Source organism: Candidatus Poribacteria bacterium, from assembly GCA_026706025.1.
Taxonomy (GTDB): domain Bacteria; phylum Poribacteria; class WGA-4E; order WGA-4E; family WGA-3G; genus WGA-3G.
Window position 1 is genome coordinate 1 of sequence record JAPOZO010000037.1, and the last position, 15,733, is coordinate 15,733.

Here is a 15,733-nt window from a genome sequence, read left to right on the forward strand (position 1 = left end):
TTTATAGAAGAACGTTGAAAAAGCCAATTTAGCCCTGTAAGGGCGGCATGTTTATCTATCGGGGTTAAAACCCCCTACAAGACGGCTGGCAGTCGACAGCCATTCTACACCTCACTCTTAATAAAAATAAGCACGATCGCCATGAACAGCACAAGGTTACATATCAGTAGTAGAAACAGATCCGGTAATGCCCGTTTGGCATTTGTTCCGACATCACTTCTCTGAAAAGTAAATGTTGGGAGTGTGCTCCAGTCTACGGCACCTTTATCAGCAACAAACCACTCTCGTGACGCGAACGCGTTTTTGGCATAAAGATAGTCAATGATGATTTGCCGGTAACGTTGTGTAGTTTCAAAAAAATCTCTCAGCCCAGATAGGTCTGTTCCCGCCCACGCTTGTGTCGCAGCATCATAGATGCCTACGGGTGAGAGTTTCAACAATATTCTATCTGTTGTCGCTTGTTTAACGTAAATTTCATCAAGTGCCTGCTTGCGGACGCGCCACGCTTTTTCTACTGTTCGGGTCACCAACGGTTCAACGAAATTGTAATACCGCTTGGCAACGGGAACGTACTTCTCAAAGTCGGGCTGGATCTCTGAAATGACACTCATATTTTCAATATAAGATGTTAGGGTTACTGGATCCACATCCGCTTGGTGATGAAACCCTAATGCTTTACTGAATTCCGCCATTTCTCCGGCGATTCCCTCGTTTTCAAGGAACTTTTGGCGTTCTCTTTCATATTCATCCAAAACCTGTTGAATCTGGTTCTGGGCAGTTTTCACACGCGCTTGAATGTCGCCGCCCGGGTTAACCGTCGCCCGGATCAAATTCGGATACACGAGTATCAGAAAACCCCAAACGAACATCGCCAGCATTAACGCCGTGCCGGTTCTACGCGTCGCTACCGAAATCAGCAATCCGATGAGGTAGAACAGGGATAGATACGCGAATGATGTAAGCACAATCCCGGCGATGCGGAGAAAATCGGCAGTTGACAACGGAATCGAACGCGTTAAAAACAGCAGCGCAAAAAGCAGACTCAATATCAGCGGCACCAACAGACACGCCATCGCACTGATATATTTCGCAAGTAAAATCTGCCCGCGTCCGATGGGCTGTGCGAGAACAAGACGCAACGTACCGCGTTCACGTTCTCCTGCAATCGCATCGTAAGCGAAAATCAATCCCATCAGGCTGAGGATAACCTCAAAGACAAAGATAATATCAATTGAAGAAAAGAACGCTATAAACGGGTTGTCCGTGCCGTGCATCTGAGCATCCCAGAGTGTCGGCATAAATCCGTGATAGATACCGATGAGGTTTCCCAAGCGTTTATCTAACCCGACATTAAAAATGCTCAGCGGATTCGGTGCCCGGTCAATGAACAGGTACGCAGTAGAATAGGTCTTGGAATTGCGTAAATCCTGCTGATGCATTTTGACAGCATCGTTGTAACTCTCCAAACGTTGTTCATAATCTTGTGTAAGCACGACTGTGTTTACAACGACGAGCAACAGCGTGATGAGCAGGACCGCTGCGAAACGAAACGTCATTATATTGTCAAGCAGTTCCCTGCCAATGAGTGTTTTAAGCATTTTCTTTCATACCTCAACGCACGGTCCCCAGGACCGGTAGGTGCGGTGTTTTTGCTTGGGTATTTCTTCTAAGCAACCGCACCATAAGTGTCAATTTTAGAAATAACTGTCTCAGACCCAGGGCCGGTAGGTTCGGTTTTCCAACCGAACCGGATTCTACGCGGAAACCTTGAAGACTTCAAAAACCTCTTTAGTCCTGTAAGGTTTATTTCCTTGGGTGTTTCTTCACAATGTTTATAGCAGCGTTTTCGAGCAAGAATCCAAGCCCTGTAAGGGGTTTTTGATAGGGGTTTTTGATAGGGTGTTTCTGCGGATTTCTTCAGCATGTTTATATCTACAGTTGCTAAAACGCCTCCAAAAATCGCTAAATTGACACCTATGGTGCGGTTTGCAACCGCACCGGATCTTAGGCAAAAACCGGGAATAACACGAAAACCTCTTAACTGAAAACTGAAAACTGAAAACTATTCTACACCTCAACGCGCACAAAGGCGAGATACGCCCCAGACAGAAGCACTAAGACAAATAACGTTAGTAGTAACAATTCCGTTGCTGCCGTATTGAAATCCCTACTCAGATTAAGGGTATCTTCAAATCTCGGAACGGATTCTGGGCTGATAGGTTTCTTGGACATGCCTTCGCGCACGGCCAAAATATGAAGACTTTCTGGGTCAGCTCTGTCGGTGTCAGCAACGAATTCCCGCAATTGACGGGTATAACGTTGTGTGTTTTCCACAAATTGCAAGTGTCGCTCAAATCCGGTGCCAGCAAACCCTTCAATCAGGTGCTGCAGAAGTGTAGCGGGTGAGATACCGGTGATAGCGCGCGCTCGGTGCACCTGAGAAGTCCGGTACTTTAATCGTTCTTCCTGCTTGCGTTCGTCTCTTTCAGCGTTTTCGGTGTAAAACTCGCTTTTCGCCCTTAGCCTCCTGTCCTCCGATTTACTGGACCGACCCTCATCATATATATCCCATAAGTCCTCTTGAATCGGGTTACGCTGCTTCCAAAATTCTTCAAAGGATGTTGCCGGTGAGAAACTACTTGCGATTGAAGCAAGAGTACTCGGCATAAAAACGACAAAGGTTACCCACGTCAACAGCAGTATCATCAGACTCACCGCGCTCTGTTGCACACGCGCCGAGACTAACAGCCCTAACGCCACAAATAGACTCGTGTACAAAAGCGCGAGACAGAAAATGATACCTAAGCGTCCCCACGCTTCTGTCGTCAGGTGAACGGTATTTGCAGTAGAAATTAATAAAAGGTTCACCAACACAGCAAGGGCAAACGGGATACTAATACTGAGCAATGCCCCCAAAAATTTGCCGATAAGGACAGTGTATCGCGGAATTGAATTGGCTAACATCAATCGAAGCGTGCCTTGCTCGCGTTCACCGGAGAAGGCATCAAAGGTGAACCAGAGGGCTATCAAGCTTAAGATGTAACCGATGATGAATGCCCAATCCACTTGTGAAACGTTCGGTCCAACGTTCTTATTGTTGAGGTTGGCATCTGGATAGGACAGGCTCCAGATACCTTCGAGTAGCCGGTTGCCTTCTGCATCGGTCATAAACACAGGTGGCTCGTCCACTTCAACAGCATCGGGTAAAAGGGATTCACCGCCGTTTGCACAAAAGTGAAGGGGAGACGGCTTTTTGTAGAAGTTTCCCGGTCCGTATTGTGCCAGTGTATAGAGGCTGTCGTCGGCGCGATCCGTTAAGTGATTCAAAGATTCGGCGACAGCGTCCTGATACCGCTGTACCCGTTTTGGATGCTCGCGGAGATGCTTAACGGCATTGGTTACCATCAACGCCAGCAATAAAACGGTCGTTAGTGCGAATCGGAGGCTATTGAGATTATCGTAGATTTCACGCCAAGTTATATTAAAAAGTCCCATATATTATCCTATACTAAATTTTGGACAATCTGAAAAAACACCCAAGCGAAACCCGTTACAAGACTGAACTTGGACGCTATCCTATTTCTATCAACATAGCAGTCCCTTCTTTAGTCCCGTAGGGACGGCATGTTTATAGAAGAACGTTGAAAAAGCCAATTTAGCCCTGTAAGGGCGGCATGTTTATAGCATATGTTGATACCACAAATGTTTAGGTGTAGTCGTTATTTTCAGATTCAAAAACATATTTTTCATCATAATCGATATTGAAAAGATCAAGAAGCTCGATATATTCTTCTCTAAACGTTTTCCGCGAATGATGTTTTTCTTGGTTTTTGATATATCTGGCGATCACATCCAATTGTGAATGCGAATAAGAAAAAGCTGAGAACCCTTTCTGCCATTCAAATCTACCTACAATCCACCGCTTTTGGTTAATGAATCTTGATGAATTTGCCTTGATGTCTCTGACCAAGTCGGTTACAGCAGCCTCAGGAGCGATCCCAACAAGGATATGGATGTGATCAGGCATGGCGTTTATTTGAATTACCTTCTGTTTTTTGTTTCTGATGATGCCCGTGATATAACGGTGAAGTTCGGTCTTGTGTTCTTTTGGAATAAGGGATTGTCTGCCTTTGACAGCGAAGACGATGTGTATATAAATTTGGGTGTAGGTGTTAGGCATAGGGAAATCTCCTTGTAATTTTATAGGCATGCTGAATTCTATAAACATGCTGAAGAAACACCCCAGCAAAAACCCCTTACAGGGCTTGGGTCCTGGTTTGATACCGCTGCTATAAACATAACGTCCCTACGGGACTAAGATGCTGTTTGATGCGCATCTCTTCAGCATGTTTATCTCTATAATTCCTATACTGCTGCTATAAACATAGTGAAGAAACCCCCAAGCAAATAAACCCTACGGGACTAAGATGCTGTTTGATGTGCATCTCTTCAGCATGTTTATCTCTATAATTCCTATTTTGTCTGAATCGCGGATTACGCGAATTTAAGACATTCTGATATGAAACCACTGCTTATCTATCGGGGTTAAAACCGCCTACAAGACGGCTGACTGCTGACAGCCATCCTACACCTCGCTTTTGATGAAAATCAGCATTATCACCGTAAAGAGAATAACATTCATTGTCAGCAACAGGAGCATGTCCGGGAGTGCTCGTTTTGCATTGATACCGGTATCGCTTCTGTGAAAGGAGAACTGCGGGAGTGCATCCCAGTCGGCTGTGCCTTTATCGGCAGCGAACCACTGTCGCGATTCAAATATCTTTTGGTCATAGAAATAGTCAACGACTGCGCGCCGGTAACGTTGAACCGTGTTGAAAAAGTCTTGAGTACCCTCTAAGTCGGTGCCTGCCCAGGCTTCCGTTGCTGCATCATACAACCCGCCCGGTGAAAACCGCAACAGCATTCGACCGAGATTCGCGGGTTGGACATAGATCGCCTCAAGTGCCGGTTTCCGGACAAGCCACGTCCGTTGGACGGTATTGATAGTCTCTCTATTGTAGAAGTTGTAATAGTCCTGTACGTGCGGCACCTGCGGTTCAGATTCTGCTTTAATTTTTCCGGCGTACAATCCGGTTTGGTGGAAATAGAGCAATATTGAGGGTTTGTCCTCATCGTGCCAGAAGGTGTATTCAACACCTTCCAAGCCAAATCCGGCAGCCATATCTTCACCGCCACGCGATGGGGGGCTTAAAACAGCATCATTGCGGATAAACTGCTTGTTTTCTCTATCTAATTTTTCCCACATCTGTTTGATTTGATTATAGACAGAGATTTGCGTTTCCGGTTGCGGGACGATGTCAACTGCGGTAAGAATCAGATTTGGATACACAAGCACTAAGACGCCCCAGACGAACATGCAAAGCATGAGCGCGGTACTGGTGCGACGCGTCATCGCAGAGATGCATAAGCCGATAAGATAAAACAGCGACACATAAAGCAGTGATGTCAGAATAATCCCGCCGATGCGAAAAAAATCATCCGAGTTCAAGGCGACCGTAGTGGATGTCGTCAGCAAGGTGATGGACAGGAGTAGACTGATCAACAACGGCACGAGTAAACAGAGCATCGCGCTGATGTACTTGGCAAACAGGATGTATCCGCGCTGGATGGGGTGCGTCAGCACGAGGCGTAACGTCCCGCGTTCACGTTCACCCGCGAGCGCATCGTAAGCGAAGATCAGCGCGAGCAGGCTGAGTACACCCTGAAAAACAAGCACAATATCAATTGAAGTGAAGAGGTTGAGAAACGGATTATCCGCCCCGTGTTTCTCCGCATCCCAAATTGTCGGCACAAAGGCGTGATATACCTCTATTTTGTTCCCAACCTGCTTATCTAATCCGAGATTGAAGATGCTCAACGGGTTCGGCGGGCGATGGACAACTAATGTTCCGGAGTAACCGGAATAGGTTTTTTCCTCGCGTAATTCTTGGTGACTCTCCTGGGCAGCCTTGTTGTAAGCGGTGAGTCGCTGTTCATAGTCCTTGAGGAGCACGATAGTATTGGCGACCACAAGCAACAGTGTAATGAAAACAGCTGCCGCGAATCGGAATGTCATTAGATTGTCAAGCAGTTCCCTGCGAATGAGTGTTATGAGCATTTTATTTTCCACCTCAACGCGCGGTCCCCAGGACCGGTAGGTGCGGTTTCCCAACCGCACCGAACCTTAGGCTGAAACCTTGAATCCCACAAAAACTTCTTAACTGAAAACTGAAAACTGATAACTGACAACTGTTCTACACCTCAACACGCACAAACGCCAGATACGCCCCCGACAGAAGCACTAAAACAAATAACGTTAGCAGTAACAATTCCATTGCTGCAGTATTGAAGTCCTTACTCAGATTAAGCGTATCTTCAAACTTCGGAACTGCTTCTGGACTGACAGGCTCCTGCGACATACCCGTTCTAACTCCGAAGATATGAAGACTTTCTGGATCCGCGTTATCTGTATCAACAATGAATGTTCGGAAGTCTCGGGCGTAAGTTTGGACATTTTCTAAGAATTGGAGGTGTCTCTCAAACCCTGTCCCGGCGAAGGATTCAATGAGGTTCTGTACAATTGTAACAGGCGAAATCCGAGTGATGGTGCGCGCTCGGTGTACCTCAGCAATTCTCCGGTTTAAGCGTTCTTCGTGTAGCTGCTCTTGCTGTTCTGCATCTTCGGTGACGTACGCACCATCCATTTCCATCCTCTTGGTAGTACCTTCAGGCTCTTTGTGGCGACGAGGGGAGTAGTCTCTCCGTAGTTCTTCATGTAATTTAGATGAACGTTCCCAGAGGTCATAAGTAGGACCTGATGACGTGGATCTACCCGCAATTGAGACGAGGGTACTCGGCATAAATACCACAAATACCACCCAAATCAATAGAAGTGTTACAAGACTCACCGCGCTCCGTTGCACCCGTGCCGACACGAGCATCCCCAATGCCAGAAAAAGGCAGGTGTAAAGGACGGCAACGAAGAAGATAATGCCTAAACGTCCCCACGCCTCCGCATCAAGGTGAACACCACTTGATGTAGAAATTACCAGAAGGTTCACAAGGACAGCGAGGATGAAGGGTATACTAACACTTATAAACGCCCCTAAAAACTTACCAATTAGCACGGTGTGCCGCGGAATTGGGTTAGACAAGGTCAGTCGGAGTGTGCCGCGTTCGCGTTCGCCCGAAATCGAATCAAAGGTAAACAGGAGTGCAACGAGGCTTAAAACATAACCGATGATGAAACCCCAATCCACTTTGGTTACCTCTGGACGCACATTATCCCGATTCGGCGTGGCAGATGGGTATGTGAGTATCCAAAAACTTTTGAGCGTGCCGGTACTCCAACGGTGGTAACCTCCCACTGCCCGATCTGCCATAAACGTTTCGCCACCCTCTGCACAAAAACGGAGATCGGACGGTTTTTTGTAAAGATCGCCGGGTCCCTGTTGCGCGAGGTCGTATAGACTGCTCTCAGCATGCGCAGCGATGTGGTTCTGGTGTCCGGAGACATGATCGCGATATCGCTGAACCCGCTCTGGATGTTCCCGAAGGTGTACAACGGCGTTGGTCAGCATCAATCCAAGCAACAGAACCGTTGCCAGCGCGAATCGGAGGCTATTCAAGTTATCGTAGAGTTCGCGTTTTGCAATATGCCACATTTTATTAGTTAACAGTTATCAGTTAACAGTTATCAGTTACAAGAGTGCCTTGCAGTGAGAGTGATAGTTCCAAAGTAAGTACTGAAAACTGAAAGATTTTTTCGGAGAAAAAATCGTACTGACAACTGATGACTCTCCTATACTTCAGTTTTTACGAAAATCAAAAATATCACGATGAACAGAACGACATTAATCATGAGCAGGAGAGACACATCCGGCAATGCTCGCTTCGCATTTGTGTCAATATCATCTCTTTGAAAGGAGAACTGCGGTAGACCGCTCCAATCTGCCGCCCCCTTGTCCCCAGAGAACCATTGCCTCGATTCAAACACCTTATTATCGTAAAGATAGTTAATGACGCTTTGTCTATATTGTCTCGCGGCGTGAAAAAAGTCTCTGATACCGAGTAGGTCTGTTCCTGCCCACGCTTGCGTTGCGGCATCATATAACCCTACGGGTGAGAGTTTCAACCAGACTCTCTCCACATTTGCGGGTTGAATGAAAATTTCTTCGAGTGCGGGTTTTCGGATGAGCCATGTTCGACCCGCTGCATCGATCGTCTGCGCGCCAAGGAAACCGAAATGCTTCTGCGCGTGCGGCATCTTCGGTTCATCTTCCTCACCAAATCCTTCAAAGTCCATGATACTGTTATAGGTGTACATCAGAGTCCGAGGATTATCCCAAAAGTAAGTACTGCGCGAACCCCATCCTCTTAACTCATACCCCCAATCTTCTCCGGGAAAATCATCGGTAGCAAGGTAGTGTTTGCGTTCTCTGTCGAATGTCTCCCAGATACTTTCAATTCGATTGAAGGCGGATGTTCTAAGCGCATCTGGTGCCTCCGAACGTGGAATCACAGTTAGGATCACATTGGGATAAACTAAAACCAGAAAACCCCAGATAAACATGGACAACATCAATGCGGTACTTGTTCGGCGCGTCGCCGCTGAAATCAGCAACCCGATAAGGTAGAATACGGAAAGATACGCAACGGATGTCAAGATTATCCCACCGATGCGAAGAAAATCATCACTGTTCAGAGATATAGCGGTAGATGTCGTCAGCAAAATTATCGCGAGGAGCAGGCTTATCAATAGTGGTACAATTAGACAGAGCATTGCACTTATGTATTTAGCAACCAATATTTTACCGCGTCCAATAGGGTGTGTCAGGACTAAACGCAGTGTTCCACTTTCGTATTCTCCCGCGAACGCATTATACGCGAAAATGAGTGCGAACAGACTCAGAACAACCTCAAAGATAAAAACAATATCCATTGAAGCAAACATATCCATAAATGGATTTGAAGGCCCGTGCATGTAACCATCCCACAGCGACGGAACCACTCCGTGAGATACCTGTACCTCGTTTCCAAGACGCTTATCAAACCCGACATTGAAAATGCTCAACGGGTTAGGCGGTCGATCAGCGGATAGTCTATCCATCCCTGCTGAATAAGTAATTTTCTCCTGCAATTGACGTTGATGCATTTTGACAGCATCGTTATGCCCTGCTAAACGTCGTTCATAATCTATAATTAATACAAAGGTATTAGCGACTACAAGCAACAACATGATGAAGGTCGCTGCCGCGAATCGAAATGTCATCAGATTATCAAGCAGTTCCCTACCAATAAGTGTTTTAAGCATTTTATACTACACCTCAACACGCAGTTCCCCAGGCCCAGTAAGTGCGTTTCTTAGAAGAAACACCCCAGCAAAAACACCGCACCGGACCTTAGGCAAAAACCGAGAGTAACACAAAAACCTCTTAACTGAAAACTTTGACCGAGAACGCGATTTCCGATATTTAAAAATGTGCGCGCGTTCTCGGTCAAAACTGAAAGATTTTTTTCGGAGAAAAAAATCGTACTGACAACTATTCTACACCTCAACGCGCACAAATGCAAGATATGCCCCGGATAAAAGGACAATAACGAAAAGCGTTAGCAACAGCAGATCGACTGCCGCTGCATTGAAATCACGACTGAGGCTGAGCGTATCTTCAAATTTCGGAACTGCCTCTGGGCTGACAGGTTTCTGCGACATACCTTCGCGAACGCCTATGATATGGAGGCTTTCTGGATCTGCTCTATCGGTGTCAGCAACAAATTCGCGAAATTGTCGTGCGTAACGTTGTGTATTCTCTATGAATTGTAGATGGCGATTAAAACCGGTGCCAGCGAACGATTCGAGAAGATGTTGCACAATCGCTACGGGTGAGATGCGGGTGAGGGTGCGCGCAAATTCAGCCTGGTCGATTTTCTGAGCCAATTGTGCTTGGCTCAAGCGTTCCTGCTCCTGTGCTTCTTGGATAACGTGTTCGCCTTGAAATTGCATTCTTTTAGAGGGTTCAGATTCCTTCGGAAGATGCGTGTCGTACCTTGCAAAACGTGCTTCATAAAGCTGGCCTCGGCGTTTCCAAAGTTCGTCCGTGCTCATCGGTGATGAGAATCCACTCACAATCGCGGCGAGCGTACTCGGCATGAAAACCACAAAGATAACCCATGCCAACAAAAGTATCACAAGGCTCACCGCGCGCCGCTGCACACGCGCGGATACAAGTAAACCCAAGGCGAGAAAGAGACACAGATAGAGAATAGCGATTAAGAAGATGATGCCTAAACGTCCCCACGCGTTAGCACCAAGATGGACATCGCTTGACATAGAAATCACCAAAAGATTCATCAACACAGCGAGAGATAGCGGAATGCTGATACTTATTAAGGCTCCCAAAAACTTGCCAATCAGCACGGTATGCCGTGGAATTGGATTCGCTAACATCAATCGCAGCGTGCCGTGCTCGCGCTCCCCAGAGATTGAATCAAAAGTGAACAGGAGCGCGATGAGACTCAGAATGTAGCCGATGATGAACCCCCAATCCACTTTGGTAACGTCCGGACGAATATTGATCAGATTTGGAGCAGCGGCTGGATAGTCTAACCGCCAGAAGCCCTTTAATCTCCCATTGCCCGCACTGATGGACCAGAGAAAAGCCCCGCCGACAACACCTGGTAGAAAGGCTTCCCCACCGTCTGCACAAAAACGGAGCGCGGACGGCTTTTTGTACAGCAAGCCAGGCCCCTGTTGCGCAATGTCATACAAACTATCTCCCCGAGCCGTCAAATCGTTCAGAGATTTCGTGACCGAAGCACGATACTTCTGGATTCGCTTCGGGTGCTTTTGGAGATGCACAACAGCATTCGTCAGCATCAGTGCTAATAAGAGGACAGTTGTCAGCGCGAACCGTAAGCTATTAAGATTATCATAAAGTTCGCGTTTTGCGATATGCCACATTTTAATAGTTGTCAGTTATCAGTACGATTTTTTTTCTGCGAAAAAAATCTTTCAGTTGTCAGAAAATTGGTTATAGGTCATAGTGGTAGGTTATAAGAAAGAGCGGTTAGCAGTCCCCGAAACCTCTTAACTGACAACTGACAACCGATAACTGACAACCATTTCACACTTCACTTTTGACAAAAATCAGAAATGTTATGATGAAAAGAGCGACATTAATCATAAGTAACAGGCATACATCTGGTAACGCCCGCTTGGCATTTATTTCTATATCACTTCTTTGAAAAGAAAATTGGGGTAGCGTGCGCCAGTCCGCTGCCCCTTTGTCCGCCGAAAACCATTGACGCGACTCGAACACCTCTTTATCGTAGAAATAGTCAATTACTGTCTGTCGGTACTGCCGTGCTGCGTCGAAAAAATCTTGGATGCTGAGAAGGTCAGTGCCTGCCCACGCTTGTGTCGCAGCATCATAGATCCCTACGGGTGAGAGTTTCAACAAGGTTCTATCTATTTTCGCGGGTTGGACAAAGATGTCTTTCAGACCTTGACTTCGGACGATCCATGTGCGTTCTGCGGTGCTAATCGTCAGTGGCACGAGGAAGCGGTAGTAATTTTGGGCGTACGGTACTTTGGGTTGAGATCTTTCATCAATTTCATCAAAGTGTGCACCAGCCTTGTAATAATAACGGAGTGTTCTTGAATCTTCCCTAAAGCGTTTGAAGTTGTACCCCACCCATCCTATGCCAAAGCTTGTACTTTCCCCTTGCACTGGATCATTTATGAGAAACGCTTTGCGTTCCGTGTCGAATTCCTCCCACATCTGTTGAATCTGGGAAAAAACCGATTTCGCACGCGGTTCTGAATCATGCAACGGCTCGAGGGCTGCAAGAATCATGTTTGGATACACCAGCACCAAAAAGCCCCAAACGAACATAGAAACCATGAGCGCGGTACCCGTCCGACGCACCACCGCTGAAATCAGTAAACCGATGAGGTAGAATACCGACATATACGCAATCGAACTGAAAACAATTCCACCGATCCGGAGAAAATCAGCCGTTTTTAGGAAAATCGAACCCCTACCTGTCAGCAAAATTACTGCAAGCGATAGGCTCATCAATAGAGGGATAAGCAGGCACACCATGGCACTCATATATTTCGCTAACAGGATGTGACTTCGATGGACCGGGTGTGTCAGGAGCAAGCGTAACGTACCCGACTCGTGTTCTCCAGCAATCGCATCGTACGCGAAAAGGAGTGCCATTAGACTCAGCACCACTTCAAAGACAAAGACAATATCAATTGCGAAAAAGATATTGAGAAAAGTCGTATCCGATCCGTGCATCTCGGCATCCCACAGTGTCGGCACAAAACCGTGATGAACCGCCACTTGGTTTCCGAGGCGTTTATCCAACCCAACATTGAAGATACTCAACGGATTTGGGGCCCGGTCAACAATCACGTCACCCGCCGAATAGGTTTTCGTGTCCCGCACTTTCTGCTGATGCGTCTTGACAGCGGTGTTGTAACTTTCTAAACGCTGCTCGTAATTTCTGATGAGCACAGCCGTATTTGCGACAACAAGTAACATTGTAATGAAGACTGCCGCCGCGAAGCGGAAGGTCATTAGATTGTCAAGAAGTTCTCGGCGGATAAGTGTTAGCATTATAAAGTTTCCTCTATACCAGTTTACCAGTTCCTTCCTTTTTCAGCAAACGCAAAACGCTTTTACCAGTGCCGTTTCAAACCTTGCTGGCAGGTCTTAGCGTACTGATATAGCAGTCTTTGATCAGTGTCATCAATATGTTATAATCCGATCTAACGCATTTTCTTCATTAGTATTTAAAAATCTGAGTTTAATACTAATACTCACATTATAATATAGTGACGCGAGCGATGAACAAAAAAGTTGCTTAATTTTACTATAGTTTGGACAATTGCGGTTAGGTTCATGCCGGATTTTCAACGCCTCTCTGATTTTTTTTCTAAGTTCCTTAGACAAACCCAACTCGCAGAAAAACAGACGTAGAGGCACCGATTCGCAGCCCCGTAGGGGCGTTATGTCTATAGAAACGCCACTCCCCACGCAGCTAAGCCCCGTAGGGGCGGCATGTCTATTCCAGAAAAAATTGTCCAAACTTTAGTTAATTTTGCCAGAGTTGAATAAAACTATTAGAAGGAAATCTATAGATTTGAAAATATGTGGAATTGGTTCATGCGTCGGGAATATGAGGAGGCAGGTATGTGTTAAAAACAGTGGGAAAAAAGAAATGGTGGGCTTACCTGGAATCGAACCAGGGACCTCACGCTTATCAGGCGTGCGCTCTAACCGTCTGAGCTATAAGCCCACGAGCCGTGTTTTCAGAGCGAAAACACAGTTGCACTTTTTTTATCAAAAAGCACTATTAATTATACACCTCAAAAGAGGATTTGTCAAATTAATTTCTTAGAATCTATTTTTGATTGCGCCCCAAGTCGCTGCTAACTTAAGACGCGGTGAAACAGGACGCACCTTATCAATATCGGCGACGCTTTCGACAACCACCATATTATCAAAATAACTGACACCCCCGGTAATTCCCATCATACCGACGGGTCCTGTTTTGAAAGTGTCATTGTCAACTTCTACAATTGGTTTTTCGTTGAGATGCCAATCCGCGGGCGGTAATTCTTTCTCGCGTTTCCTGAGATATATTTGATGTTGTCCGCCTTTCATGACGAGTCGATGCGTATACCATACATTATTCTCGTTAGGAAACTGTCCGGTTCCGATCAATGCCCAACCGCCCGCTTTACGTGTATAAATCTGAATATTGACTGCGCCAGTGCGGCGGCTGCCGTGAAAATGAGATTCGGCACCTTTAAGCCCGCCTTCCACTCGGTAGATCGTGCCGACAAAACTGTCATTTTCCCAGAGCCAATCAAAGTCCCAAATATAATCTCGCCATTCTTCGCGCCCATCGGCTATCGGTAAGTAGAGTCCGATACCTGTCGTTTTGGCTGCTTTGTTTCCGGGGTCAGCGGGGTCTTTTTCAACAATGATTTTTGAGTTGCCCGAATTAAAGTTGAGATGTTCCCATTTCGCTGGTTCTTTGCCAATATCGTCCTGTTCAAAGTCATCAACAAAAAGAATTTTCGCGTTTGCGACGTTAAGCACCGTTAAAAAAACGAGTGTTCCAACAAATACTGCAGTTCTCATTTTACCTTCTCCTTTTTCCCCCGGCCCGGTAAGTGCGTTTTGCAACCGCACCGGGCTTCACCAAGAAATTACAGAATTATTTTTTATATTCTTCTCATCTAACCCCACGTAGGACTATCGGCTAAGGTAGACTCAACAACGGGCACCTTCAACCCGTAGAGAGTAGCAACTGACTTGACCAGTTCTATGAACCAGTCTGGTGCAAAAGGTGCAACAATCACTTCTTTGATCAGGAGAGAAAGATCAACTTCATAATACGCTCCGCCGATCTTTTCATCCCGAAGTTTCGATATTTCATCATCGCTATGAAGTATATGAATCGCCCTAACCTCAAGTTCGTGTTCAAAACTTTTTCGCTTGTGTAGGAATGGAGAAAGCACGTTATCTTCAGGAATAATGGCACTTTCATAATCAACATAACTAACCCTTCCAATATTGATGCCTTCGCTGCCTGTAAAACTCTTTTTGAAAGCGTCGAAATCAGTCTTGATAACAATTCCATCTGTCTCTCTGGCGTACAATTTCCACATAGCCTCAGATTCATAGTTGTTTTCGTGCCAACAGCTGATGAGTGTAAAGCGACGTGCCTCCTTTAAACTTTGAGCGAAGGTTTGAAGAATATCTGGAGGAATGTTGGGGTGCAATCTGGGACGCAACTCTGCGGTTACTTTGGAGATGGATCCCTCAAAGGGGTCTCCGAATTTGTCTGCTGCTGAAAAAAACAGTGCTCTTTTATCCAAAACGGATACAAATTTTGTGAAGTCCATGTATCTCCATAACACTGCATCATCAGGTGGCGAGGTGCAGAACGGACTTTCTTCGTACATCTTTGAAATTCCTATTGAATAAGAAAGCAGGCAAGTTACCTATAAGGTTCGTGTGTTGTAAGTTTCCAAATCCCTGTTTCTAATTTTTCAACGAGTCCTTCCCTCGCGGACTCATCCTATATTTAACCCTCAAATTAGGGCTTGGAAGTAGCGTTGGTTTCTGCTCATCTACCTCAATTCTGTCTATTCTGGCAATGTTTAAGTCAACAAGCCAACCAGGGGATAAAATTAAATGGACCTCTCCGTTGATGTCTTGTTCGCCAATAGACATAGTTTCGGGGGCAATCCAGACTTCTTCTACGTATCCATCATCATTTATCGCCCTTGGGGGAATATCCGCATGTACCCATTGCCAATTCGATCCATCGTCGAATTCTACAATAGCCCTGCATTCTATCAGGTCTGCAGATTCTCTGAGATTGCGTCCATATTCAAGTTTTTCGCGATCGTATTGGTCCATGGTTCTTCTCCTTTTTAGAAGACAGGTAAACTGCTAATGTTTACTAACGTAAACACATCTCCAAATTTAACGGAAAGTCGGATTGAAAGATGAAAGGAAAATGAGATTGGTGAGTATAGCAAACGGTTGCTGTATGAAAAAGAAGATGTTCAAAGAAAGTTAAATAGTTTTGGTGCGTGTCTTGTAAAAGGTAAAGAGCGTTTGAACAGATGTACTGTGTGAGAATACACCCGTTAATGCTCCTTAGAAAGGAGGTGATCCAGCCGCAGGTTCCCCTACGGCTACCT

The 15,733-nt window shown here is 45.9% G+C and carries 11 protein-coding genes and 1 tRNA gene; all 12 read right to left on the reverse strand.

What is annotated here, in order from left to right; translation table 11 throughout:
- Nucleotides 1-104: 104 nt before the first annotated feature.
- Entirely contained in the window at nt 105-1,598 is a 1,494-nt protein-coding gene (locus tag OXH00_08590; protein MCY3741064.1) for an ABC transporter permease subunit, read from the reverse strand.
- A 469-nt stretch (nt 1,599-2,067) separates the two neighbouring features.
- A complete protein-coding gene (locus tag OXH00_08595; protein ID MCY3741065.1) occupies nt 2,068-3,495 on the reverse strand; it encodes an ABC transporter permease subunit in 1,428 nt (475 codons plus the stop codon).
- A gap of 211 nt (nt 3,496-3,706) precedes the next feature.
- A complete protein-coding gene (gene tnpA, locus OXH00_08600) occupies nt 3,707-4,180 on the reverse strand; it encodes an IS200/IS605 family transposase (protein ID MCY3741066.1) in 474 nt (157 codons plus the stop codon).
- Nucleotides 4,181-4,585: 405 nt separating this feature from the next.
- Nucleotides 4,586-6,118, reverse strand: coding sequence for an ABC transporter permease subunit (locus OXH00_08605; GenBank protein MCY3741067.1), 1,533 nt, complete (start codon nt 6,116-6,118; stop codon nt 4,586-4,588).
- Between the two features lie 136 nt (nt 6,119-6,254).
- On the reverse strand, nt 6,255-7,664 hold the full coding sequence (locus OXH00_08610; GenBank protein ID MCY3741068.1) for an ABC transporter permease subunit: 1,410 nt from the start codon (nt 7,662-7,664) through the stop codon (nt 6,255-6,257).
- 137 nt (nt 7,665-7,801) lie between these two features.
- Complete coding sequence (locus OXH00_08615; protein MCY3741069.1) at nt 7,802-9,313, reverse strand: ABC transporter permease subunit; 1,512 nt, start codon at nt 9,311-9,313, stop codon at nt 7,802-7,804.
- 234 nt (nt 9,314-9,547) lie between these two features.
- Nucleotides 9,548-10,960, reverse strand: coding sequence for an ABC transporter permease subunit (locus tag OXH00_08620; GenBank protein MCY3741070.1), 1,413 nt, complete (start codon nt 10,958-10,960; stop codon nt 9,548-9,550).
- A gap of 163 nt (nt 10,961-11,123) precedes the next feature.
- Nucleotides 11,124-12,626 carry an ABC transporter permease subunit gene (locus OXH00_08625; GenBank protein MCY3741071.1) on the reverse strand — a complete coding sequence of 501 codons (1,503 nt, stop codon included), beginning with the start codon at nt 12,624-12,626 and terminating at the stop codon, nt 11,124-11,126.
- Nucleotides 12,627-13,231: 605 nt separating this feature from the next.
- A tRNA-Ile gene (locus OXH00_08630) sits at nt 13,232-13,308 on the reverse strand.
- Nucleotides 13,309-13,406: 98 nt separating this feature from the next.
- Nucleotides 13,407-14,159, reverse strand: a complete 753-nt coding sequence (locus tag OXH00_08635) for a hypothetical protein (protein ID MCY3741072.1) — start codon at nt 14,157-14,159, stop codon at nt 13,407-13,409.
- A 98-nt stretch (nt 14,160-14,257) separates the two neighbouring features.
- Nucleotides 14,258-14,986 carry a DUF2971 domain-containing protein gene (locus OXH00_08640; protein MCY3741073.1) on the reverse strand — a complete coding sequence of 243 codons (729 nt, stop codon included), beginning with the start codon at nt 14,984-14,986 and terminating at the stop codon, nt 14,258-14,260.
- 79 nt (nt 14,987-15,065) lie between these two features.
- Nucleotides 15,066-15,446, reverse strand: coding sequence for a hypothetical protein (locus OXH00_08645; protein MCY3741074.1), 381 nt, complete (start codon nt 15,444-15,446; stop codon nt 15,066-15,068).
- Between the last annotated feature and the right edge of the window lie 287 nt (nt 15,447-15,733).

Excerpts from the sequence above, each read along its gene's own strand:
- OXH00_08645 (MCY3741074.1), bottom strand. The coding sequence starts at position 15,446 with ATGGACCAATACGATCGCGAAAAACTTGAATATGGACGCAATCTCAGA.
- tnpA (MCY3741066.1), bottom strand. The coding sequence starts at position 4,180 with ATGCCTAACACCTACACCCAAATTTATATACACATCGTCTTCGCTGTC.
- OXH00_08590 (MCY3741064.1), bottom strand. The coding sequence starts at position 1,598 with ATGCTTAAAACACTCATTGGCAGGGAACTGCTTGACAATATAATGACG.
- OXH00_08640 (MCY3741073.1), bottom strand. The coding sequence starts at position 14,986 with ATGTACGAAGAAAGTCCGTTCTGCACCTCGCCACCTGATGATGCAGTG.
- OXH00_08615 (MCY3741069.1), bottom strand. The coding sequence starts at position 9,313 with ATGCTTAAAACACTTATTGGTAGGGAACTGCTTGATAATCTGATGACA.
- OXH00_08610 (MCY3741068.1), bottom strand. The coding sequence starts at position 7,664 with ATGTGGCATATTGCAAAACGCGAACTCTACGATAACTTGAATAGCCTC.
- OXH00_08635 (MCY3741072.1), bottom strand. The coding sequence starts at position 14,159 with ATGAGAACTGCAGTATTTGTTGGAACACTCGTTTTTTTAACGGTGCTT.
- OXH00_08595 (MCY3741065.1), bottom strand. The coding sequence starts at position 3,495 with ATGGGACTTTTTAATATAACTTGGCGTGAAATCTACGATAATCTCAAT.
- OXH00_08605 (MCY3741067.1), bottom strand. The coding sequence starts at position 6,118 with ATGCTCATAACACTCATTCGCAGGGAACTGCTTGACAATCTAATGACA.
- OXH00_08625 (MCY3741071.1), bottom strand. The coding sequence starts at position 12,626 with ATGCTAACACTTATCCGCCGAGAACTTCTTGACAATCTAATGACCTTC.
- OXH00_08620 (MCY3741070.1), bottom strand. The coding sequence starts at position 10,960 with ATGTGGCATATCGCAAAACGCGAACTTTATGATAATCTTAATAGCTTA.